General features: G+C 72.8%; 20 protein-coding genes. 5 read left to right on the forward strand and 15 right to left on the reverse strand.

What is annotated here, in order from left to right; translation table 11 throughout:
* Positions 1-39: 39 nt before the first annotated feature.
* The 6 genes from I8D64_RS15495 to I8D64_RS15520 all read right to left on the reverse strand — a co-directional run bounded on the left by I8D64_RS15495 (position 40) and on the right by I8D64_RS15520 (position 4,700).
* On the reverse strand, positions 40-681 hold the full coding sequence (locus I8D64_RS15495) for an NADPH-dependent F420 reductase (RefSeq protein ID WP_200503703.1): 642 nt from the start codon (positions 679-681) through the stop codon (positions 40-42).
* 128 nt (positions 682-809) lie between these two features.
* Positions 810-1,157 carry an HIT family protein gene (locus I8D64_RS15500; RefSeq protein ID WP_200503704.1) on the reverse strand — a complete coding sequence of 116 codons (348 nt, stop codon included), beginning with the start codon at positions 1,155-1,157 and terminating at the stop codon, positions 810-812.
* A gap of 81 nt (positions 1,158-1,238) precedes the next feature.
* Positions 1,239-2,459, reverse strand: a complete 1,221-nt coding sequence (locus I8D64_RS15505; protein ID WP_200503705.1) for an MFS transporter — start codon at positions 2,457-2,459, stop codon at positions 1,239-1,241.
* A 142-nt stretch (positions 2,460-2,601) separates the two neighbouring features.
* On the reverse strand, positions 2,602-3,588 hold the full coding sequence (locus I8D64_RS15510) for an exodeoxyribonuclease III (protein ID WP_200503706.1): 987 nt from the start codon (positions 3,586-3,588) through the stop codon (positions 2,602-2,604).
* On the reverse strand, positions 3,585-4,133 hold the full coding sequence (locus I8D64_RS15515; protein ID WP_343068609.1) for an NUDIX hydrolase: 549 nt from the start codon (positions 4,131-4,133) through the stop codon (positions 3,585-3,587). Before I8D64_RS15515 ends, I8D64_RS15510 begins: the two co-directional genes overlap by 4 nt.
* Before the next feature lie 84 nt (positions 4,134-4,217).
* A complete protein-coding gene (locus I8D64_RS15520) occupies positions 4,218-4,700 on the reverse strand; it encodes a pyridoxamine 5'-phosphate oxidase family protein (protein ID WP_200503707.1) in 483 nt (160 codons plus the stop codon).
* Positions 4,701-4,851: 151 nt separating this feature from the next.
* On the opposite strand from I8D64_RS15520, the gene I8D64_RS17505 reads away from it, so the two are divergent.
* Positions 4,852-5,145: a DUF1905 domain-containing protein gene (locus tag I8D64_RS17505; RefSeq protein WP_343068610.1), complete on the forward strand. Its 294-nt coding sequence runs from the start codon at positions 4,852-4,854 to the stop codon at positions 5,143-5,145.
* Between the two features lie 37 nt (positions 5,146-5,182).
* On the opposite strand, the gene I8D64_RS15530 is transcribed toward I8D64_RS17505, so the two are convergent.
* From I8D64_RS15530 to I8D64_RS15540, 3 genes are all read right to left on the reverse strand, one after another.
* Positions 5,183-6,247, reverse strand: coding sequence for an LLM class flavin-dependent oxidoreductase (locus I8D64_RS15530; RefSeq protein ID WP_200503709.1), 1,065 nt, complete (start codon positions 6,245-6,247; stop codon positions 5,183-5,185).
* A 152-nt stretch (positions 6,248-6,399) separates the two neighbouring features.
* Positions 6,400-6,621: a hypothetical protein gene (locus tag I8D64_RS15535; protein ID WP_200503710.1), complete on the reverse strand. Its 222-nt coding sequence runs from the start codon at positions 6,619-6,621 to the stop codon at positions 6,400-6,402.
* A gap of 31 nt (positions 6,622-6,652) precedes the next feature.
* Complete coding sequence (locus I8D64_RS15540; protein WP_200503711.1) at positions 6,653-7,123, reverse strand: VOC family protein; 471 nt, start codon at positions 7,121-7,123, stop codon at positions 6,653-6,655.
* Between the two features lie 147 nt (positions 7,124-7,270).
* On the opposite strand from I8D64_RS15540, the gene I8D64_RS15545 reads away from it, so the two are divergent.
* Together I8D64_RS15545 and I8D64_RS15550 are read left to right on the forward strand one after the other, a co-directional pair.
* Positions 7,271-8,962, forward strand: coding sequence for a hypothetical protein (locus I8D64_RS15545; RefSeq protein ID WP_200503712.1), 1,692 nt, complete (start codon positions 7,271-7,273; stop codon positions 8,960-8,962).
* Positions 8,963-9,126: 164 nt separating this feature from the next.
* A complete protein-coding gene (locus tag I8D64_RS15550; RefSeq protein ID WP_246483101.1) occupies positions 9,127-10,002 on the forward strand; it encodes a glycerophosphodiester phosphodiesterase in 876 nt (291 codons plus the stop codon).
* A gap of 33 nt (positions 10,003-10,035) precedes the next feature.
* Here I8D64_RS15550 and I8D64_RS15555 read toward each other — a convergent pair whose 3' ends face one another.
* A complete protein-coding gene (locus tag I8D64_RS15555; RefSeq protein WP_200503713.1) occupies positions 10,036-12,522 on the reverse strand; it encodes a beta-N-acetylglucosaminidase domain-containing protein in 2,487 nt (828 codons plus the stop codon).
* A 363-nt stretch (positions 12,523-12,885) separates the two neighbouring features.
* Here I8D64_RS15555 and I8D64_RS15560 point away from each other — a divergent pair, with 363 nt between their 5' ends.
* Positions 12,886-13,809 (forward strand): NADP-dependent oxidoreductase, encoded by a 924-nt coding sequence (locus I8D64_RS15560; RefSeq protein ID WP_200503714.1) that lies wholly within the window; start codon positions 12,886-12,888, stop codon positions 13,807-13,809.
* A 53-nt stretch (positions 13,810-13,862) separates the two neighbouring features.
* On the forward strand, positions 13,863-14,402 hold the full coding sequence (locus I8D64_RS15565) for an O-acetyl-ADP-ribose deacetylase (protein ID WP_200503715.1): 540 nt from the start codon (positions 13,863-13,865) through the stop codon (positions 14,400-14,402).
* A gap of 18 nt (positions 14,403-14,420) precedes the next feature.
* On the opposite strand, the gene I8D64_RS15570 is transcribed toward I8D64_RS15565, so the two are convergent.
* Genes I8D64_RS15570 through I8D64_RS15590 form a run of 5 tightly spaced genes read right to left on the reverse strand, consistent with a single transcriptional unit; the run spans position 14,421 to position 21,093 of the window.
* Positions 14,421-15,773 (reverse strand): acyl-CoA dehydrogenase family protein, encoded by a 1,353-nt coding sequence (locus I8D64_RS15570; RefSeq protein ID WP_200503716.1) that lies wholly within the window; start codon positions 15,771-15,773, stop codon positions 14,421-14,423.
* A complete protein-coding gene (locus I8D64_RS15575) occupies positions 15,770-17,473 on the reverse strand; it encodes a dipeptide ABC transporter ATP-binding protein (protein WP_200503717.1) in 1,704 nt (567 codons plus the stop codon). The genes I8D64_RS15570 and I8D64_RS15575 overlap by 4 nt, the downstream gene beginning before the upstream one ends.
* Entirely contained in the window at positions 17,470-18,363 is an 894-nt protein-coding gene (locus tag I8D64_RS15580; protein ID WP_200503718.1) for an ABC transporter permease, read from the reverse strand. Before I8D64_RS15580 ends, I8D64_RS15575 begins: the two co-directional genes overlap by 4 nt.
* Positions 18,360-19,436, reverse strand: a complete 1,077-nt coding sequence (locus tag I8D64_RS15585; protein WP_200503719.1) for an ABC transporter permease — start codon at positions 19,434-19,436, stop codon at positions 18,360-18,362. Before I8D64_RS15585 ends, I8D64_RS15580 begins: the two co-directional genes overlap by 4 nt.
* A gap of 1 nt (position 19,437) precedes the next feature.
* A complete protein-coding gene (locus I8D64_RS15590; RefSeq protein WP_200503720.1) occupies positions 19,438-21,093 on the reverse strand; it encodes an ABC transporter substrate-binding protein in 1,656 nt (551 codons plus the stop codon).
* Between the last annotated feature and the right edge of the window lie 238 nt (positions 21,094-21,331).

Consider the following 21,331-nt stretch of genomic DNA (forward strand, 5'->3'; position numbering starts at 1 on the left):
CCGCGCCTCATGCGTCGGCCTGTCGTCGATCGAGCCGTCTCAGCCCTCGCGCGGCGCCTTCGCGAGGTTCGCGCGCAGCTCCTCGGCGTTCTGGCGCATGACGTACGCCGGGCGGTCGCGCTCGACCCTCCACGACTCGCTGAGCGGGCTCACGTCGACCGCATCGAACCCGAACTCGTCGTACAGCTTCGTCGCGAACTCGAGTGCCTCGGCATCATCGCTGGAGACCGCGAGCGCCCGACGGTCCGGCGTGCCCGCCGGGGCGACGTCGGTCGTGATGTCGGCGGCGGGGATGTGGTTGAAGGGCTTGACGACCTTCGACGTCGGCAGGTGCCCCTGGAGCAGCTGCGATGTGGTGGTCTCGCCCGCGTCCAATGCCGGGATCTGCCCGTCGCGGCCTGGGTAGTAGTTGTTCGTGTCCAGGACGATCTTCCCGGCGAGCGGCTCGACGGGGATCTGGTCGATCGCCTTCAGGGGCACGGTCACCACGACCACGTCGCCTGCCTCGCCCGCCTCCGTCGCGGTCGCGGCGCGCGCGCCGTCACCGAGCTCGGAGACGAGATCCGCCAGCGTCTCGGGCCCCCGCGAGTTCGCGATGACCACGTCGTATCCCGCCGTCAGGGCCGCACGTGCGACCTGGCTGCCGATGTTGCCTGCACCGATGATTCCGATGGTTGTCATGCGTGGTGCAGCGCATGACGGGCCGAGGTGTTCCCGCCGCGTGAGGATGTGACGGCGCGTGTCGGCGGGGCCGGACGGGAGGGTCGCGGCACGGAACGGGAGCGGTGGGATCGTCGTGCCCTGAGCGGTCAGCCGACCGTCCGCCGGCCCCCGGAGTGGATGTGCACGTGCAGATGCTTCGAGTCCTGGTATGCGCCGAGGTTCGTGGTGACGGCGGCGGCGCCGTGTTCCTGCTCGACCCCGCCCGCCACCTCCTTCACGGCTGCCGACAGGGCCGCCAGGTCCTCGGCATCGTCCGGAGAAGTGTCCGTGAGCGAGGGGATGTGCGACTTCGGGACCACCACGATGTGCACTTCCCAGAACGGGCGGGTGTGGTGGAAGGCGAGCACACGCCGGCTCTCGAATACGACGTCGAGGAGGTCGGGGCGCGGAATGGCGATGTCGCAGTAGAAGTCGCTCCCGGAATACGAAGCCATACGGTCATCATGGCCGACGTTCAGTGTCGAAGCGTCTGCAGGGGCATCGCGTTCGTCGTCGCCAGACTGGCAGAAGTCTCGTCACCCGAGTGTGCGCATTCGAGACGCGGTCCAGGCGGCGGCGAGGCCGAGCGACGCGACGGGGATGACCAGCAGGCCCACCGGGCTCAGCGCGTCGGAGAGCTGACCGGCAAGAGCGCTCCCGGCTGCGGCGGAGATCAGGCTGACGGCGACGAGCTGCGAGTAGCCGCGTGCGACGGCGTCCGCCGTGGAGACCCGGTCGAGCAGCGCGGATTTCACGACCGTGGCGGGTGCAGTCGATGCGCCCAGGATCATCATCGCGAGAACCAGAAGGCCGGGAGACCCTGCGCTCAGCCGGACGAGCAGCGCGGAGATCGCGCATCCGGCCAGGACCTCGGGCAGTAGTCGCCGGCGATGAGTCGGGATCGGTCTCGTGCCGATGATCAGTGCGGTGAGCACCTCGCCGCACGCGAGCGCTGCGAAGCCCACGCCGACGAGGACCGGCCTTCCCGCGGAGGCCATCGCCGCGGGGACGCCAACACCCGTGGCGCCGACGGCGATGCCGCCCAGTGCTTCCGCGCACAGGATCGTCCGCAAACCGGGTGACGGGCGGGATCCTCGGGCAGGGCGACGCTCTGGGTCGGTTCGACCCGCGTGTGACCGGTGCACATCCGCAGCCACGGTACCCCGATCACGCTTCAGGTCGCGCGGGAGGGCGAAGACGAGGGACGCGCCGAGGATCGAGGCCGCCGAGAGGGCAAGGGCCAGTGCGGGTCCGCGCAGCAGAAGTGCGAGCGACAGCAGCAGCGGTCCGACGGCGACCGCCGTCTGGAACAGTGCGGCGAGCAGTGCGTAGGAGGCGCTGCGCTCCGAGGGCTCAGCGAGCGCGAGCGGAAGCCAACCGCGAGCGGCCGCGGTGATCGCCGGGATGCAGGTCCCGCCGGTCAGCGCCAGGACCGCGAGGGCCCAGAGCGGCCCGTCGAGAAAACCCACCGCGGTGAACAGGCCCAGGCCTGCGGCGCACGAGGCTCCCGCCAGGAGGAGCAGCCCGCGTTCGTGCCCGCGCTCCATGAGCACGCCCTGGACGGTCAGGCCGATCGCGTTGCCGAGCCCGAACAGGGCGCTGATCGTGCCCGCTGCGCGCAGCGACCCCGTCCACTCCTGCACGCTCAGTACGATCCCCAGGGACAGCATCCCCAGGGGAAGTGCGCTGAGCAGGACGGCGAAGAGTCGGCGGACAATCCCCGGCGTGCGCAGGATCGTGGAATACGGGTTCGGCATGGCATGCCTCCGGAGAGGATGCCCACCCACCCGGGAGCCGAACTCCCTTGACGAACGGCACGCCGGTCGGCTGCCGCGATACGGGAATCGTACGACCGATCGTTCCCCGCCGCATCCGTTGATGCGTCCAGTCCTGGAGCCCTCAGACCCCGTACTCCACGATCACCGGGGCATGGTCGGACAGCCGAGTCCCCGCCACCTCCCGGTCCACGGCCGCCCAGCGTGCGCTGCGAGCGAGCCGCGGGGTGGCCAGGTGGTAGTCGATGCGCCAGCCCGCGTCGTTCGCGAAGGACTGCCCGAGCCAGGACCACCACGAGTACGGGCCGTCCTCCTCGGGATGCAGCGAGCGCACGACGTCGACGAGCGTCCGCGGGCCCAGCTGCTGCCCGAACCACTCCCGCTCCTCGGGCAGGAATCCGTCGTTCTGCTGGTTGCGGCGCCACGCCGCGAGGTCCTGGCGGGTGTGGGCGATGTTCATGTCGCCCATCAGCAGGTACTCGCGCCCGGCCGCCGCGGCGGCGCGACGGGTCCGCGTGAGGTAGGTCGAAAAGGCGGCCATGAACGCCATCTTGCGCGCGTACCGGGCGCCGCCGTCGGGCGCCTCGCGCATCCGCTCGGGCCGCTGCAGCTCCGCCGGCAGACCGCCCTTGGGGAGGTAGAGGCTCGCGATCGTCACCGGAGCATCTGCGAGGTCCACCTCGATGTACCGCCCCTGGTCGGCGAAGGGGCGCAGGCCTCGCAGGAGGACGACGCTGTCTGCTGCAGGGACCTCAGTGAGCAGCGGCGCCCCGTTCGATGCGCTCGGCCGCACACCGGATGCGGACGGCCCCGCCAGGAGCGCGGCGCCGCTCCACGTGCGCACGGCCGCGGGCGGCTGCCGCGTCAGCACCGCGACCCCGTTGCGTCCGGGGACGCTGCCGGTGTCGAGGGCCGCGTGGTACTCGTCGAAGGCACCGCCCGGCAGCTTGTCGGCCTGGGCACGAACCTCCTGCAGTGCGATCACGTCGCATCCGCGCTCGCGCAGCCAGTCGCCGAAGCCGCGGCGAAGGGTCGCGCGGATGCCGTTGATGTTCACGGTCGCGATGCGCAGCGACGTGCCCGCGCCGCCGAAGGTGACCGGGCCGGTCATCGCAGCACCTGCCGCGCGACCTCGATCCTCCGCGCGCAGCCCGGCGCCAGACCATCGGGCAAGGCATCGACGGCGAACCAGCGCACGTCGCAGCTCTCCTCGCTCACCACGATCCGGGCCGACGGGTCCGCGACCGCGGTGAAGCCGATGTCCCAGTGGGCGCGGCACGTGAAGGCGCCGGCCAGCTCGTGGCGGTCCAGATCGGTGATCGAGGCCGTGGCGAGGGCGAGGCCTTCGAGCCCGGACTCCTCGCGCGCTTCGCGCAGGGCGGCGTCGGCCAGACTCGCGTCCTCCCGCTCGAGGTGTCCGCCGACCTGCACCCAGAAACCGCCCTTGCGGTGGAAGCACAGCAGCACCTGCGCGCCGTCGGGCGAGAACACGAAGGTCGAGGCCGTCACGTGCTCGGGCGCGAGGCCCTTCCACAGTGCGGCTACGCCCTGCTCCCGGACGAAGGCGAGATAGGCATCGCGACCGCGGAGGGCCGGAGCGGCCTCGAGGGCGCGCAGAACGTCGGCGAGCATCGGGTCATCGGAGTCGGAGTGCACCCGACGATTGTCCCCGCTCGGCCCGCTCTTCCGGACATCTCCTCGGCCGACTCTCCCGGACGTCTGCTCCGTGCACCTGCGCGCTCAGAGCTCCGTCTTGCCTGAGACGCCGGGGCCCTCGTCCCCGCTGAGCTTCGCGACCAGCATCTTCGCGGCGGCGACGGGGCGCGGCCCCGGGATCCCCCAGTACTGCCCGGACTCGCCGCGGACCTTCACGAGGCCGAGGTCGGGATCGTCGGCCCCCTGCGGGAAGTAAGCCTCCAGCTGGTCGTCCCACAGCTCCTCGACCTTCGCCCGGTCCTCCACGAACTCGGCGGCGCCGGCCACGGACAGCCAGCTGCCCGTCTCCGCGAATGCGAGGTTGACCTGCGGGTTCCCTTGCAGGGCGGTGCCCTGCTCGCCGCTGCGGCCGACGAAGAACCACACGCTCGCGTCGTCCTCCACGCGCATGGGCGTCATGGGATGGGAAACGATCTTGCCGTCGAGCACCGTGGAGAGCATGACGAAGCGCTGCTCCCGCATGATCTCGACGGTCTTCTCCTGGGTGAGCTCCCCGGGATGCGACATGTCTTCTCCTTCGATCGCTCGGTGCGCTCGGGGAGCGCGTGCTGCGCTCGGCGAACGCGGGCGGACGGTGCGTCCGCCGGGCTCGCGACACTACGCGCCGGATCCGACGAAGGACAGGACGGCCGACGGGGAGAGGGCGCATGCTTGCCCCGTGGACCTCTCCTTCGACACCACGCTGATCTCCTGGCGCGGCCCCGCGCCGTTCGTCTTCGCGCCCGTGCCCGAGGACGAGTCCGACGCGATCGCCGACGTCGCCTCGCTGGTCACCTACGGGTGGGGAGCGATCCCCGTGGTCGCGACCATCGAAGGCATCGAGTTCACGACGTCGCTGTTCCCGCGCGAAGGGGTCTACCTCGTGCCCGTGAAGGTCGCGGTGCAGCGCGCGACCGACCTGGGCGTCGGGGACGACGTGCATGTGGATCTGCACCTGGAGGTGCGGGACTGAGCCGGACCCGGCTCCTTCCTGCGGCGCTCGCAGCAGATCAGATCCGGTCTCCCTCCACAGGCCCCTCAGTGTTCGGCTTCCAGCCCAGCGCGGGCGCGACGTGCTGCGCGAAGGACTCGAGGATGTGCAGGTTCAGGTCGACACCGGCCTGCGAGGGGATCGTGAGCATGAGGGTGTCGGCGCTCTGCACGGCCGCGTCGGCCCTCAGCTGCTCGATCAGCTGATCGGGCTCGCCGGTGAAGGTGCGGCCGAAGGTCGAGCGCATGCCGTCGATGATGCCGATCTGGTCGGCGCCCTCGCCCGGGCGCATGCCGAACAGCAGCCGGTCCTGCTCGTCGACGATCGGGAACACGCTGCGCGAGACGGACACGCGCGGGCGCCCGGTGTGCCCGGCCTCCCGGTAGGCGGCGCGGAAGCGGTCGATCTGCTCGGCCTGGAGGTCGCCGAACGACTCCCCTGTCGCCTCCGTGAGCAGGGTCGAGCTCATGAGGTTCAGCCCCATGCGGCCCACGTTCTCGGCGCTCTCGCGGCTGCCCGCGCCCCACCAGATGTGGTCGGCGAGGTCGGGGGAGTGTGGTTCGATGCGCAGTCCCGCCCCGGGCGCGGCGCTCGACATATATCCGTTCTCGACGGCGCGGGCCATGGGCTCCCCGCGCACGGCGCGCAGGAACAGGTCGAACTTCTCGCGGGCCACGTCGGCGCCGCGCGGGTCGGTCGAGCCGTGGTAGCCGAAGGACTCCCAGCCGCGCTCGGCCGGCTCGGGGCTCCCGCGGGAGACGCCGAGGGCCACGCGGCCGTCGGCCAGCAGATCGAGTGCCGCGGCCTCCTCGGCCAGGTAGAGGGGGTTCTCGTAGCGCATGTCGATGACGCCGGTGCCCACCTCGATCCGCTCGGTGCGCGCCGCGGCGGCGGCGAGCAGCGGCATCGGCGAGGCCGATTGCCGGGCGAAGTGGTGGACGCGGAAGTAGGCGCCGTTCACGCCCAGCTCGTCCGCGCCCGCGGAGATGTCGACGGCGTCGTGCAGCATCTGCCGCGCGTCGACGCCGGGAGCGCCCACGGCGATGCCGTAGTGACCGAAGCTCAGGAATCCGAAGGCTCGCATAGTGGGACCAACCCTATCCGGTCATTGAATATTCCACGACAGTGGCGGGCGCTCCGTCGCGAGGCCCGGGACCCGCGCTCCGACGACGTCCTCCGACGACGCCCTCCGACGGAGCCTGCCGCCGGGACGACCGCTGCTGGGATGGACCGCTGCTACCGGGCCGCATTGCGCGGATGCCGCTTCGCCGCCCGCTCGTTGCCGCGCCGGTAGTTCCCGGTCAGACGCGCCATGAGCTCCTGCGCGTCCCCGGCCCCGGCGTCCTCGAGGAAGTCGGCGGCGCGCCGGCCGCGCAGGGTGTTGGCCGGCCTGCCGTGGTGCAGGATCACCACGTCCTCGCCGCGCTCGACGTACTCGAACCCCTCGGGTCTGCCCATGGCGGCACGGTACGTCCGACGCGCGGGCGGGTCACGCGGTTTCCGCGCTCGAGCCGTCGGCCCCGGCCGCTGAGGGACCGTGCTCACCGGGCACCACGAACGCCCAGAGCACGCCGAAGCGGTCCGTGACCTGACCGTAGTGGTCGCCCCACGGGGCGAGGGCGAAGGGCATCGCGACGCGACCGCCGCCGCTGACGAGGGCGTCGATGAGCGCGTTCGCCTCCGCCGTCGTCTCGAGGCCGATGAGGAAGGAGTACACATCCGAGGACACCACGGGCTGGTCGGGCCCCACGGCGTCGCCGCCCGTGAGCGTGATGCGGCCTCCGTGCAGCTCCGCGTGGGCGACCGCGTCCTGCGGGGGCTGGAAGGGGAAGCCCTCGGTCGGGAAGGCGCCGTAGTGGGTGATCTGCAGCTCGCCGCCGAACACGTCGGCGTAGTGGCGGAAGGCCTCGTCGGCCGTGCCGGGGAAGCTGATGTACGGGGCGAAGGTGGGAGAAGCCATGGCGGGTGTCCTTCGGGGTGGGTGCCGGGCGGGCGCCGGGGCAGGTGCCGGACAGTATCACCCGGATGTGACCCCCGTTAACCTGGGCGAGGCAGGGCAGGGCACGTCGCATCGGAGCGCGGGCCCGCCGGCGGGGAGGGAGGGGACATGCGCGCTCGACGACGCGCAGCGGCAGCGGCCGCCGCCGTGCTGCTGGTCCTCACGGGCTGCTCCGTCCCCGAGCCCTCCGACTGGACCTACCACCATTCGGCCCTGCTGCGCCCGGCCGATGACCTGCGCACCATCGGCGACGCGTGGCGCGAGAGCCTCACCGAGGGGGCGGTGCGCGCGAACGTCCCCGCCGATGCCGCCTGCTACTTCCATCTCGAGGGCGGCGCGATCCAGGACGACGTCGTCTGCGGGCCCACGCGTCGCGCCGGCCACAGCGCGACGATCTGGCAGCAGGCGTCGATCACGTCGTTCTACCAGCGCAGCGGCGAGGTCGCGCTGACGCTCGGCGGCGACGGCAGCTTCCATGACGTCGACCCCCGCAGCGTCGGCGAGCTGCGCGCGGCCGACGGCTCGGAGCCCGACCTCACGGTCTCCATCGGCCCGCCGCGCGGCACCGAGCTCGCCGCGGGCGAGTCCGTCGAGGTCCCCGCGCGCCTCCAGACGGCCGACGACCGCTTGACCTACGGCGGCTGCATGCTCACCGACAGCGCCCTGTGCACGGTCGACACCGCGGGCGACAGCGGCCGCCGCATCCTCGGTCTCGCCGGCCGCGAGGTCCTCGTCGTCTTCCAGGAGGTCCAGGACGCGGGGTACGCCGCCGAGCCCTACGACGCCGCGCCCGGCACGCACCTGATGGCGGTCACCATCGTCAACACCCGGTCCGAGGGCGTGGCCGGCGGGGGCGGGTCGGGAGAGGGGGAGTCCGACGGGGCGGAGCTCGCCACGCTCATGCCCGTGGGCACGGAGGGAGCGCTGGGCGGCGCGGAGGGCGGCACGCTCACGGCCTCCCTCGCCGTCGGCGACGAGAAGCCGCAGGGGCTCGGCGACCTCCCCGAGACCACGGTGACCGCCGACGAGGTGTTCGACCGGCTCAGCAGCGACGCCCCGCCGTCGGCCGACGAGGACAAGCCGGCGGGCACGACCGTCCGCCTCGTGGCCGTCTCCGACGACGATCCCGTCGTCGTCATGGTCTCCGACGGGGCGCACGAGGCCGCCTTCCGCAGCGACGACGCGCCGACCGCGGCGACGGTCCCCGCGGACCAGCAGGACTTCTTCCCGATCATCGACCCGTACGGCGACACCCTGCCCGCCGGGATGTCCCTCGGCGTCGACGGCACGCTCGACCTCGGCGGACGCACGACGCACGACACGATGCCCGTCGAGCTGCGGGCGGAGGTCTCCGCGCTCTCGAACGACGACGAGCACGTGCTGGGCACCGACGACCACGGGCGCCCCCGGGCCATCGCCTTCCGCCCCGAGGGCGCGCACCGTGCGACGTACGTGCCCCGCGTCGAGATCCGGGACGCGGAGCTCACGACCGGTGACAGGACCATCCGGCTGAAGGGCGCGGCGGACGATGAGGCCGCGGAGGCGCGCGCGACAGCCACGGCCGACCTCTCCGGGATCGACGCCCCCGATCCCGCGGCCCCCGTCGGCGCGGACGACGAGGAGACCGCGCTCTGGGACGTCTGGCTCCAGGCCCACGTGGTGCTGCACCTCGATCTCGCCGATCACCAGGACGGCGCCCTGCCGTCCGACCAGCCGGAGCACCTGGAGTGGTCGCAGGACGTCGACGAGTCGCCCGGGATCTTCGGCGCTCCCGGCTTCGCGACCGTCGACGGCTGGTGACCGGGTCCCGGGCCGATGGGTCGCGGCCCGTCCGCGGTCCTGCGCCGCGCCCCGGCGAACATGCGCTGACGGCCGGACTCCGTGCGGGGAACATCGGGCGAACACTTCGGCATCGCGGCGCGCGCGCCGTCGTCGGCCGGGGCGATCCCGCACAGGATGAAGACATGGATTCCGTCATGGAGCGCATGTCCCTCGCCCGTTCCGCCTCCGCACGAACCCCCTCCTCCTCCTCGTCCGCCGCTCTGTCCACCCCGGTCGCCTCGCCCCGCCCGGCCGTGATCGGCCACCGGGGCGCCCCCGTTGGCGCCCCCGAGAACACCCTCGCCTCCTTCGGCCGCGCCGTCCGCGACGGGGCCGACGCCCTCGAGTGCGACGTCCACCTGAGCGCCGACGGCCACCTCGTCGTCATGCACGACTCCAGCATCGACCGCACCGCCTCCCCGCACGGGCCCCTGTGCGGCGGCGACATCGCCGACCTCACCCGCGCCCAGCTGGACACCGTCGAGCTCGGCGGCGGCGAGCGCATCCCCTCGCTCGACGACTACCTCGACGTGTGCGAGGGCGGGGCGGGCCGTGCCGTCGGCGCGGTCGTCGAGGTCAAGGCCCCGGCCGCCGCCCGCGCGACCGCCCTCGCGCTGCGCGAGCGCTTCGGGGCGCAGCCGATGCCCCTGCCCGACGGCACCCCGCCCGCGGTGATCATCTCCTTCCACCCGGAGGCGCTGCGCACCGTGCGCGAGACTGCGCCGGAGGTGCCGATCGGCCTGCTCGCCGCGGGTGTCGACGACGAGGTGATGCAGGTGCTCGCCGAGCTGCGCGCCGAGCGCGTGAGCGTGTGGATCCAGACCCTCGAGGACGGCGACGCGGACCGCGCCTGGGCCGCGAGCGGAGCGAGCCTGCACGTGTGGACCGTGAACACCCCCGAGCACCTCGACGCGGCGCTCGCCGCGGACGTCGCCTCGATCACGACCGACGACCCCGGCTGGGTCTTCCGCGAGCGCGACCGCCGGGCGCGGACCCCCGGCGCGCTGCCGGTCGCCTGACCAGGCGCGCCACGCGGCCGCCGCGCCGCGCGCTCAGTTCCCGCTCGTGACCTTGTCGGAGACGGCGAACTCGCGCACCTGCACCCACTTCCCGCCGGGGTTCTTCCCGGTCACGCGCACGCGGACGTGGGAGGCGCGCACACCCGCCCCGAGCTCCTTCGTGAACACCGGATCGCCCGTCAGCGTGCCGATCGTCGACCATTCCTCGCCGTCGGCCGAACTCTCGACGACCCCCTTGTAGACCTGGTCGCCCGCGGTCTCGTCGGACTTCGCCATCTTCAGCTGCACGAAGCGCAGGTCGGACGGGTTCGTCAGCTCGAGGGTGATCGTGTCGTCCTTCTTCGGCGCGCGCGAGGACCAGAACATCGTGGACTCGTCGCCGTCGACCATGAGCGCCGGAGCGTGGTCCTGGTACTGGTCCAGGGTCGTGCTCGCCGTGGCGGGCAGGCCGACGAAGGGCAGCGACGGGTCGTCGGGCAGCACGTCGCGCAGCTGCGCCCACGCCCAGGCGATGAACACCTCGAACACGCCGTCGCCGACGCTCGGGGTGATCTGGTCCTCCCTGTACACGCCGTCATCGCCCTGGTCGGGGACGGTCGCGGCGGTCGCCGCGCGGAGGCTGGCCTTCGCGCTCGCCGCGGCCTTCGAGGCCTTCTTCAGCGCGCCGTCCTCGAGGGCGGTGAGCATGCGGTCCTGCTCCGTGAGGCCCTGTGCCCATTGGGACGCGGCGGTCATCCAGGGCTTCGTGTCGTCGACGAAGCCCTGCGAGGCCATCGCCTCGAGGGTGCGCGGCAGCTTGGTGATCCGGTTCAGCCGCGTGCGCAGATCCTGGCGCCCGCCCGGGGAGCCGGCCTCATAGGCCTTCCGGTAGGCCTCGACGTCGGCCGACAGCGCGGGCGCCTTCGGCGATCCGTCCCGATAGGGCCAGTTGACGTTGAGGTCGACGAAGACGTCGAGCGCCCGGCGCACCTGCCGGTCGTCGCCGACGAGCTCGTCGAGGGCGTCGGCGAAGGAGCCCTCGGCCTCGTAGGCAGGCGGGTTCCAGCAGTAGTCGGCGTAGTTCGCGAGCGCCGGCAGGGACGCGTACGGCTCGATCATCGGGTTCGACGTGAAGCCGTCGAAGTGCTCGTGGAGGGTGTCCGCGCGGCCCTCGAGCGGATTCAGGAAGATGCGGTCGCGGCGCCCGTCGTTGACGGGGAAGTTGTCCCACACGTAGAGGTGCTCGGAGTGGTAGGACTCCTCGGCCTTGCTCGCGGAATCCACGGTGACCTGCGGGGAGAACACTCCCTCGCCGGTCCACTGCACGCGGATGTCCGGGTCGATCCCGGTGCCGAACGCGGTCTTGTAGTCCGAGGGGCCCGAGCCCCAGTACTCCGTGGGGACGGTCTGCAGCGGCTCGAGGTCGTTGGCCTTCACGTACTCGTCCTGCAGACGGTTCAGGTAGTGCGCCTGCGCGGCGGCGAGCGAGTCGAACTGCGCGGCGTCCTCGTCGCCCAGCTCGGTGGGGATGTCGTCCAGGGCGATGTAGAAGCTGGTCACGCCCAGATCCCGCACCTGGTCGAACTTCTTCACGGTGGCCGCGAAGTCCGCGTCGCTGCCGTAGGTGATGTCGTTGCCGGGGGAGAGGGCGTAGGTGAAGTGCACGTGGTTCTTCGTGGCGGTCTCGACGAGCTCCGCCATGTCCTCCAGGGCCTCGCCCTCGTAGAGGACCCGCCACTTCGAGCGCAGCAGCAGATCGTCCTTGGGCGTGTAGATGTAGGTGTTGAGCTTGCGGCGCCCGTAGAACGGGAAGTGGTCCAGCCTCGCCTGGTGCGACCACGGGATCCCGTAGAAGCCCTCGATGGATCCGCGGATGGGCATCAGAGGCCAGTCCCGCACCTCGACCTGGCGCAGACGGCTCGTGCCGTCGAGCAGCCGGCGCAGGGTCTGCACGGCGTAGAAGGAACCGGCGGCATCGCGACCGGCGAGCACCACGAGCGCGCCCTTCGAGCGGCCCGCGGCGAGCACGTACCCCTCGGCCTCGAGACCGTCGGCCGACTTCGCGCCGAGCGCCTTCAGGCTCGGGGCGATGGTCGGGTTGTCCTCGGCGCTGCCCAGGTGGATGCGAGTGCCCTGCGCGGTGGTCTTCTCGCTGGTCGCGGTGATGAGGGAGACGGACGCACCGGCATCCTCGAGCACCTCGCGCAGGGCCGAGAGCGCGGCGTCGTCCGTGTCCTTGCCGACGATCACGCTCACCTTCCCGGCGAGCGACACGTTCCCGTCGAACACGGTGACCTTCTGGGGGACGGGGTGCACGGGAGGGAGCTCCTTCGCGGGGGAGGCAGGGGCCGGGGTGCCGCCGGCCGCGCCAGCACCAGCGGCGGTCCCTGCGGCGAGGGCCGGGGCGGCGGCCGACGCGGCGACGACCCCGCCGCCGGCCGCAGCCGCGAGCCCGAGCGCCCGGCGACGGGTGAGGTCGGAGCGGGACGCCGCGGCGTGCCGGGTGCTGGTGGGGCGCTCATCGGGGGTCAATGGATTCACGGGAGGTCCTTCCAGGGTGGGATGGGGATGGCGGTCAGGTCGGGGCGGGAGTGGCGGCCTGGCGGCGTGCCATGCGGACAGGACCTGACCGAAGCGGCCCTCTCGTGGGTCCGGGACGGGGAGCGAGACCCTCGTCGATCTCGTCGACCCCTCGATGCGCGCGGTCGCGCCCGGGGCCACAGTGACCCACGGCACATCCGCCCTGGCACCCTAACAAGATCCGAGCCGCCCTCGAGGGCGTCCCGGCGCGCTCGTGCGGGAAATCCGCCCCTCCGACGTCGCTGGGCGATCAACCCAGGGACCCGTCTGCCCGTCGGCCGCACCTCGGAATACGCAGCCCCGCCGCGCGCGTTCGCAAGGGACATGAAGGCCATCACTTACAGCACGTACGGAGACCCTGACGTCCTGGAGGTCAGCGAGGTCGAGACCCCCAAGGTCGGCCCCGGCGAGGTGCGCCTCGCCGTGCGCGCCGCCGGCGTGAACCCGGTGGACTGGAAGATCGTGGCCGGCGGCCTCGATCCGCTCATGAACATCGAGTTCCCCGCGATCCCGGGCTGGGACGTCGCGGGCGTCGTCGAGGCCGTGGGACTGGACGTCACCGAGGTCGTCGAGGGCGACGAGGTCATGGCCTACGGCCGCAAGGACTGGGTCGAGCAGGGCTCCTTCGCCGAGCAGATGACGGTGCCCGTGCGGACCCTCGCCCGCAAACCCGCGGCGCTCGACTGGGAGCAGGCCGCCGCCCTGCCCCTCGCCGGCCTCACCGCCTACCAGTCCCTCACCCGCATGGGCGTGGCCGAGGGCACGACCGTGCTGGTCCACGGCGCGAACGGCGGCGTCGGCAGCTTCGCCGTCCAGATCGCCGTGGCACTCGGCGCGCGCGTCATCGGCACCGCCTCCGAGCCGAACCACGACCGCCTGCGCTCCCTGGGCGCCGAGCCCGTGACCTACGGCGAAGGCCTCGCCGACCGCGTGCGCGAGCTCGCGCCCGACGGCGTGGACGTCGTGGTCGACTACGTGGGCGGGGTGCTGGACGCGACCCTCGCAGTGCTCGCGGACGGCGGTCGGCACGCCTCGATCGCCGACGGCTCGGTCGCGGAGTCCGGCGGCATCTACATGTGGGTGCGGCCCGATGCCGAGGACCTCGCCGTCCTCGCCGACATGGTCGACACCGGCAAGCTGCGCGTCGACGTCGCCGGGTCCTTCCCGCTTGAGCAGGCGGCCGACGCCTTCCGCGCGAGCATGGACGGCCACACCAGCGGCAAGATCGTGGTCCGCGTCGGCGAGTGAGCGGGCCCGGGGTGGCCCCGGTGTGGCCCCGGGGTGAGAAGGGAAGTGCGCAGATGAGCGAGCCGACGGTCCTGATCACCCTGCGCCGCGGCGACATCACGACGGACGGCGACGTCGACGCCATCGTCAACGCCGCCAACTCGACGCTGCTGGGCGGCGGCGGGGTCGACGGCGCGATCCATCGTGCCGCCGGTCCTGGGCTGCTCGCCGAGTGCCGCACGCTCGGCGGCTGCGGGACCGGCGACGCGAAGATCACCGGCGGTCACGACCTGCTCGCCGCCCACGTGATCCACACCGTCGGACCCGTCTGGTCGACGCGGGCCGACGAGGCCGGCCGGCAGGAGAAGGACGCCCAGCTCGCCTCCTGCTATCGGCGCAGCCTCGAGGTCGCACGCGAGAACGACCTGGTCAGTATGGCCTTCCCGTCGATCTCGACGGGCGTCTACCGCTACCCCGTCGAGCGTGCGGCAGCCATCGCGATCCGCACTGTGCGGGAGACCGCGGCGCGGCTCGGCGGGTTCGAGGAGATCCGGTTCTGGCTCTTCGACGACGCGACCCTCGCGCCGTACCGGGAGACGCTCGAGGCGGTCTGAGGGATCCCGCGGCGCCCCTCAGCTCTTCTTCTCGCCCGTCGACCAGAAGTAGAGCAGCTCGGAGTCGTTGAGCAGCCGGTCGCCGATCGCGCGTTCCTGGTAGATCGCGGGGTTGTGCGAGGACAGGGTGCGGGCGTTGCGCCAGTGCCGGTCCAGGGCCCGGCCGCGCGAGGTCGCCGAGGCCCCGCCCACCTCGAACAGCTGCGTGGTCACCGCGAGCACGTTCTCCACGGCGGTGAGCTGCGCCTGCACGGTGCGCAGCTCGGCCGCGTCGATGAGGGCGAGCGAGCGCTCCGAGCCCGCCACCCCGTCGCGATGGTCGCGGATCACCGAGTCCTGCGCGCGGCCGAGGACGCGCGCAGCGGCGAGCACGGAGTCCTTCGCGGCGGCGAGCTTCGCCGAGAGCCGGCCGACGACCGCCTGGACCAGCGGGTCCTCCGCCGCGGTGGCCCCGCTGCCCTGCGAGTAGACGCGGGTGCGCGAGCGCACGAACTCGACGCCGTCGCGCAGCGCCGCCCGCCCCACGCCCACCAGCGAGGACAGCAGCACCAGCTGCAGGAACGCGGTCTGCGGGGTCGGGCGGCCGTCCGCGCTCGCGCCCCGGATCCGCACCCGGGAGGCGGGCACCCGGACCTCGTCCAGGAGGGTGCTGCCGCTGCCGGTGAGCTGCTGGCCGAAGCCGTCCCAGTCATCGCGCACCTGGACGCCGGGATCCTCGCGCCGCACGGTCACGCGGGCGCGGAGGCCGTCCGGCGTCTGCGCGGTGACGTTGATCCAGTCCGCGAAGATCGAGCCGGTCGAATAGGCCTTCTCGCCGCTGATCAGGAAGTCCTCGCCGTCGGGGGTGACGGTCGTGGCGAGGTCCCCGACCCGGGCCGTGGAGCGCTCATGGCTGGCGTTGCCGAAGACGGCGCCGCCGGCGAGCAGGCGCTGCCAGACGCTCGGGTCCTCCTCCTCGTCGCCCAGCAGCAGGCCGTTGGCGAAGGCGAAGTGGGCGCGCAGCAGCTGCGGGAGGTTCGAGTCGGCCTCCCCGAGGTCGATGAGCAGGCGGAACAGGGTCTCGACGTCGGCGCCGGCACCGCCGTGCTCGCTCGGCACGGTGATCGCGGTGAAGCCCGCGTCCGCGAGCGCGCGGACCTCGGCGAAGGGCAGGCGGCGCTCGCGCTCGCGCTCGACCGCGCCGGCCGCGATCTCGGCGAGGACGGGCGCGAAGCGGGCGCGCAGGTCCTCCGCGGTCGGACGGGTGCCGGTCGGACGGGCATCGCCGGCAGAGGCGTCGCTCGGAGTGGTGTCCGTCGGACGGGCGTCGGATGGACCGGCGTCGCTCGGGCGGGCGCCGGTCGGGCCGGAGGAGGTGATCGTGGTGCTCATGCGGTCTCCTGGAGGGTCGGGTGGGGGAGCGCGGCGACGAGCTCCCGGGTGTAGTCGTGCTGGGGGCGGAAGAAGACGTCGTCGGCGGTGCCCTGCTCCACCACGCGGCCCGCCTGCATGACCAGCACGCGATCGGACACGTGGTGGACGACGCCCAGGTCGTGGGAGATGAACAGGTGCGCCGTGCCGAGGGCCTCCTGCAGGTCGCCGAGCAGGTCGAGGACCTGCGCCTGGATGGACACGTCGAGCGCGGAGACCGGCTCGTCGAGCACCAGGATCTCCGGCGAGGTGGCGAGCGCCCGCGCGATCGCGACGCGCTGGCGCTGCCCGCCGGAGAGGGACAGGGGGTGGCGACGGGCGTGCGCCGCGGTGAGGCCGACGGCCTCGAGCAGCTCCCGGACGCGCCGGGCGCGGGCCTCGCTGCGGGCGGGTCCGCCGGTCTCCGCGGGGACCGCGTCGGCGATGGTCCGGCCGACGTCCCAGCGCGGGTCGAAGGAGCCCAGCGGATCCTGCGGGACCACCGAGATCCGGCGCCGACGATCGCGACGGCGGCGCTCGCGCAGGCCGGACCAGGCCTCGCCGTCCAGGAGCACACGCCCGGCGCTCGGCTCCGCGAGGGCGAGCGCGATCCGCGCCGTCGTCGACTTGCCGGACCCGGACTCGCCCACGATCCCCAGCGTCTCGCCCGCCGCGAGCGCGAACGAGACGTCGTCCACGACGGTCCGCTCGCGGCCGTCGGGCCCGCGGAAGCGCTTGGAGATGACCTCGACCTGCAGCACCGGCCCGTCGGCCGGCGAGCCCGGTGCGCCCGCCGCGCCCGCTGCGTCGGTCCCGTCCGACGAACCGGCGCCCCTGCGCCGCGCGCCGAGCGCCTCGCGGTCCCGCGCCGAGAGCTCGAGCGGCGGCGCGTCCGAGAGCCGCGATCCGCGGGAGCGGGCGGAGGGCACGGCCGCGAGCAGACGGCGCGTGTACGGATCGGCGGGGCGGGAGAGGACCTGGGACGTCGGCCCCTGCTCGACGACGCGGCCGTCCTTCATCACCAGCACCTCGTCGGCCAGGCGCTCGACGACGGCGAGGTCGTGGCTGATGAGGATGATCGCGCGGCCCGCGGCCAGGTTCGCCTCGAGCAGCGAGAGGATCTGCGCCTGCACGGTGACGTCGAGTGCGGTGGTGGGCTCGTCGGCGATCAGCACCTCGGGGTCCAGGGCCAGCGCCGCGGCGATCAGCGCGCGCTGGCGCAGACCGCCGGAGAGCTCGCTGGGCAGCTGACGCGCGCGCAGCTCGGGCTCGGGGACGCCGGCGGCCGCGAGCAGCTCCTGCACCCGGCCCTCCCGTGCGCGCCGCGGCACGCCGTGGACGCGCAGGGGCTCGGCGATCTCCGCGCCCACGCGGCGCAGCGGATCCAGGGAGACCAGGGCGTCCTGCAGCACGTAGCCGATGCGCCGGCCGCGCAGGGCGCGCAGCTGGGCGTCGGATGCCCTCAGCAGGTCGGTGCCGGCCCCCTCGAGACGGTCGGCGCGCACGGCCGCCCGCTCGCCGTTCAGCCCCAGCAGGCTGCGTGCGGTCACCGACTTCCCGGAGCCGGACTCGCCCACGATCCCCAGGCAGCTGCCGGGGCGCAGCGTGAGCGAGACGTCGTGCACGACCTCGACGTCGTCGAAGGAGACCGAGAGGTTCTGGGCGGTGATCAGGGCGTTCATCGGGAGGCTCCGGAGTCGGCGGCACGCTGCAGGTGACGGCCCAGCACGGTGAGGGACAGGGTGAAGACGACGATGGTGATGCCGGGGAAGAAGTCCATCCACCAGGCCTGCTGGATGTAGGTGCGGCCGGCGTTGAGCATCGCGCCCCACTCGGCGGTGGGCGGCTGCACGCCCATGCCCAGGAAGCCGAGCGCCGCGGCCCACACGATCGCCTGGCCCACCCCGAGCGTGACCAGCACCGTGAGCGGGCGGAATGCGTTGGGGAGGATCGTGCGCGTGAGGATCCGCGCGGGGGAGTGGCCGAGCGCGCGAGCGGACTCCACGTACAGCGAGCCCTTCACGGCGAGCACCTGGCCGCGCACCATGCGGGCGTAGCCGGGCATCGTCGCGACGCCCACGGCGACCATCTGGGTGAGCGCGCTGCTGCCGTAGACGGCGATGAGGATGAGCGCGAGGAGGATCCCGGGGAAGGCGTAGAGCACCTCGATCACGCGGGTTACCGAGGCGTCGGCCAGGCGCCCGCCGAGGCCGCCCAGCAGCCCCAGGACGATGGCTCCGACCAGGCCGATCGCGGTCGCGCCGAGGCCGATCGCGAGCGACTGACCGGCGCCGTGGACCACCCGGGAGAACACGTCGCGCCCCGACTGGTCGGTGCCGAAGACGTGCGCGGCGCTGGGGGCGTCGAAGCTCTCGCCGAGGCTGATCTCGAGCGGGTCCTGCGGGGCCAGGAGGCCCGGCGCGACCGCTGCGAGCAGCACCAGGACGACGACCACGGCCGCGAGCCAGAAGCTCGCGCTGCGCAGGGCCGTCGCGCGGCGGGCCCGTCGGGCGCGGGATCGGGAGCCTGCCGCCGGGGCGGCGGTCTCCGGTGCGGTGGCGAGAGCGGTCATGAGGCGCCTCCGATCGAGGTGCGCAGCCGTGGGTCCACGGCCACGGCGGCGAGGTCGGTGAGGATGTTCGCGATCACGTAGACGAGCGCGACGACGAAGGTCACGCCGATCACGAGCGGGAGGTCCTGAGAGGTCACGGCCGTCACCAGCACCTGGCCGATGCCCTGGCGGGAGAAGATCACCTCGACCACGACCGCGCCGGAGATCAGCGATCCCAGTCCCCATCCCGAGAGCGCGATCCCCGGCAGGGCGGCATGGCGCAGGACGTGGCGCCAGCGCACGTCGCCAGGGCGCGTGCCGCGCGAGAGGGCGGAGAGCACGAAGGGCTGGCGCGAGGCGGCGTCGAACTCGTCCCGCGTGACCTGGGCGAGGAAGCCGCCGAGCGGGACGCCCAGGGTGAGCGCGGGCAGCACGAGCCCTGCGGGGCCGTCGTCGACCACCGGGAGCCACTGCAGGGTCACCGCGAAGACGACGAGCAGCACCACGCCGAGCCAGAAGTGGGGCAGGGCGGCGAGGACGACCTCGAGGCCCGAGCCGATGCGCGCGGCGAGTCCGGGACGGGCGGCCGTGAGCAGGGTGCTGCCGATCGCGATCGCCCAGGCGATCGCGAGGGAGGCGCCGGTCAGCTGCAGCGTGGGGACGATCTGCTCGGCGATGATCCGGGCCACGGGCTCCTTCATCGTGTACGAGCTGCCGAGGTCCCCGCGCACCAGACCGCCCAGGAAGTCCGCGTACTGCACGAGCAGGGGCTGGTCGAAGCCGTATTGCGCGCGCACCGCGGCGACGGTCTCCGGCGGCGGGTTCGCCGAGGCGCCGCCCAGGATCGCGAGCGCCGGATCACCCGGCACGAGGTGCTGCAGGAAGAACACGATGGTCGCGACGGCCCACAGCAGGACCAGGGCGGAGAGCACGCGCAGCGCGATCCGTCCGGGCAGGGAGGCGCGCAGGCGGGCGAGCAGGGCGGCCGGCGGCGCGGCGGGTCCGGGGCCGGCCGGCTGGGCCGGCTCCTCGGGGCTGACGGGGCCGACGGGGCCGACGGTTGCTGGGGCGGAGGACGTGGTCTCGGCGGTCATCTCAGGCTCCGTCCCGGATCAGGTAGGCGTCGTGCAGCACGGGCTCGCCCTCGCTGGGCTCGATCCAGATGTCCTTGACCTGGTCGGACCGTGTCGCCAGGCGGGTCTGGACGGGATACAGCGGCAGGTGCCAGGCCTGGGACGTGAGGATCCCCTGGGCCGTGGAGTACAGCTGCTGCTGCTTCTCGGGATCGGTGGTGCCGGCGGCCTCGACGAGGGTCTTGTCCAGCTCGTCGTCGTAGTCGCGGGCCACGTTCTGCCCGTTGTCGATGTCGAGGGTCTCCTTCGAGAACTTGATGTACATGACGCCGGGCGTGGGGCTGTTCCAGTAGCGGCCCTGCAGGTCGTAGGCCGTGGGGTCCGTCTTGATCGCGGTCATCGAGGCGGCGTCCTTCGGCTGCAGCTCCACCTTGATCCCCACCCGCTTCTCCATCGCCTGGAAGTTCTGGAAGATCGTGAGGTCCGCTGGGGGCGTCTCCCCGGGATCGGAGTTGTACGGCAGGCGCAGGGTGAGGGTCTTCCCGTCCTTCGTGCGGTAGCCGTCCTCGTCGCGCCCCGTCCAGCCGGCCTCGTCCAGCAGCTTCGCGGCCTTGTCCGGGTCGTAGGGGAAGGGCTCGTGGTAGCTCTCGTCGTAGTCGGGGGTGCCGCTGGACAGGGCGTTGCCCTCGTAGGGGAACACGCCCGCGTAGGCGCTCTCGACGATCCCGGGGGCGTCGGCCGCATGCACGATCGCGCGGCGCACGCGCACATCGGACAGCTGCGGGCTGTCGGTGTTGAAGTCCAGCGCGAAGGGGACGCCGGAGTGCACGAAGTCGTCGGTGTCGATGCGGGAGTCGGCGGTCGCCGCGGGCACGGACTCGGGCGGGAGGTTGAAGATCGCCTGCGCCTTCCCGGACTGCAGGGCGCCGAAGCGGGCGGTGTTGTCCTTGAGGAAGCGCCAGGTGACCTTCTCGAGGTAGGCAGGTCCCTGGTGCTTCGCGTCCGCCGGGGCGGAGTCGTAGTCGTCGTTGCGCTCCAGCACGACCTCCTGGTTCCGCTTCCACTCGGCGACCTTGAAGGGGCCCGTCCCGACGGGCGCCGCGCAGTTCGCCTCGAGCCCGCGGGCCATCGCCCGGGGGGACTCGATCCCGAAGAACGCCTGCGAGAGAACGGTCAGCAGCGGCGAGTAGGGGCGCTTGAGGGTCACGCGCACGGTGTGCTCGGAGACCGCGGTCGCCTTCTCGAAATAAGGCGAGAGGTACAGCAGGTCGGTCGAGGACTGCGTGTCCGGGTCCATGATCTGCTCGAAGTTCGCGACCACGGCGTCGGCGTCCAGGGGCTCACCGTCGGTGAACTCGACGCCCTTCTTGAGGTGGAAGTCGTAGGTCTTCCCGTCCTTCGACACGTCCCAGGACTGGGCGAGCCAGGGCACGACCGTGCCGTCGGCCTTCATCGAGACCAGCGAGTCGAGGTACTGGCGGGCGATGTAGGTCTGCGGCATGTCGCCGCTGTTGTGGGGGTCCAGGCAGGTCGGTTCGCGGTCGGTCGCGTACACGAGGTCCCCGCCCTCCTTCGTGCCCGTGGGCAGCGAGGCGGAGGGATCGGCGGTCCCGCAGCCGGCGAGCACCGTGAGGGCGAGGAGCGCTGCGGCGGCGGAGAGAGCGGGGCGGGGTCGCATGGGCGGCTCCTGGTGTGCGGGACGGGGACGCGGGCCGACGGGGCGAGCTGGGCGCGGGCGGACGGTCGGATGGGCCCTGGGACCCGGCCGACCCTAAGCAGGTGTGATGGCGGGCCAAAGGTTTGTGACGGCGTGCGTCGGAGCGCGGACGGTCGGTGCTGCCGCCGGTCGCGGACGGCGGCATGCGCCGTCATCCGCCGTCACACGGGATGCGTCCGTGGGACCCGGCGGCGGAGAG

It is taken from the genome of Brachybacterium halotolerans (assembly GCF_016623465.1).
Classification (GTDB): Bacteria; Actinomycetota; Actinomycetes; order Actinomycetales; family Dermabacteraceae; genus Brachybacterium; species Brachybacterium halotolerans.

Excerpts from the sequence above, each read along its gene's own strand:
- I8D64_RS15500 (WP_200503704.1), bottom strand. The coding sequence starts at position 1,157 with ATGGCTTCGTATTCCGGGAGCGACTTCTACTGCGACATCGCCATTCCG.
- I8D64_RS15590 (WP_200503720.1), bottom strand. The coding sequence starts at position 21,093 with ATGCGACCCCGCCCCGCTCTCTCCGCCGCCGCAGCGCTCCTCGCCCTC.
- I8D64_RS15570 (WP_200503716.1), bottom strand. The coding sequence starts at position 15,773 with ATGAGCACCACGATCACCTCCTCCGGCCCGACCGGCGCCCGCCCGAGC.
- I8D64_RS15575 (WP_200503717.1), bottom strand. The coding sequence starts at position 17,473 with ATGAACGCCCTGATCACCGCCCAGAACCTCTCGGTCTCCTTCGACGAC.
- I8D64_RS15495 (WP_200503703.1), bottom strand. The coding sequence starts at position 681 with ATGACAACCATCGGAATCATCGGTGCAGGCAACATCGGCAGCCAGGTC.
- I8D64_RS15505 (WP_200503705.1), bottom strand. The coding sequence starts at position 2,459 with ATGCCGAACCCGTATTCCACGATCCTGCGCACGCCGGGGATTGTCCGC.
- I8D64_RS15540 (WP_200503711.1), bottom strand. The coding sequence starts at position 7,123 with ATGGCTTCTCCCACCTTCGCCCCGTACATCAGCTTCCCCGGCACGGCC.
- I8D64_RS15580 (WP_200503718.1), bottom strand. The coding sequence starts at position 18,363 with ATGACCGCTCTCGCCACCGCACCGGAGACCGCCGCCCCGGCGGCAGGC.
- I8D64_RS15520 (WP_200503707.1), bottom strand. The coding sequence starts at position 4,700 with ATGTCGCATCCCGGGGAGCTCACCCAGGAGAAGACCGTCGAGATCATG.
- I8D64_RS15545 (WP_200503712.1), top strand. The coding sequence starts at position 7,271 with ATGCGCGCTCGACGACGCGCAGCGGCAGCGGCCGCCGCCGTGCTGCTG.
- I8D64_RS15585 (WP_200503719.1), bottom strand. The coding sequence starts at position 19,436 with ATGACCGCCGAGACCACGTCCTCCGCCCCAGCAACCGTCGGCCCCGTC.
- I8D64_RS15510 (WP_200503706.1), bottom strand. The coding sequence starts at position 3,588 with ATGACCGGCCCGGTCACCTTCGGCGGCGCGGGCACGTCGCTGCGCATC.
- I8D64_RS15560 (WP_200503714.1), top strand. The coding sequence starts at position 12,886 with ATGAAGGCCATCACTTACAGCACGTACGGAGACCCTGACGTCCTGGAG.
- I8D64_RS15565 (WP_200503715.1), top strand. The coding sequence starts at position 13,863 with ATGAGCGAGCCGACGGTCCTGATCACCCTGCGCCGCGGCGACATCACG.
- I8D64_RS15530 (WP_200503709.1), bottom strand. The coding sequence starts at position 6,247 with ATGCGAGCCTTCGGATTCCTGAGCTTCGGTCACTACGGCATCGCCGTG.
- I8D64_RS15550 (WP_246483101.1), top strand. The coding sequence starts at position 9,127 with ATGGATTCCGTCATGGAGCGCATGTCCCTCGCCCGTTCCGCCTCCGCA.
- I8D64_RS15535 (WP_200503710.1), bottom strand. The coding sequence starts at position 6,621 with ATGGGCAGACCCGAGGGGTTCGAGTACGTCGAGCGCGGCGAGGACGTG.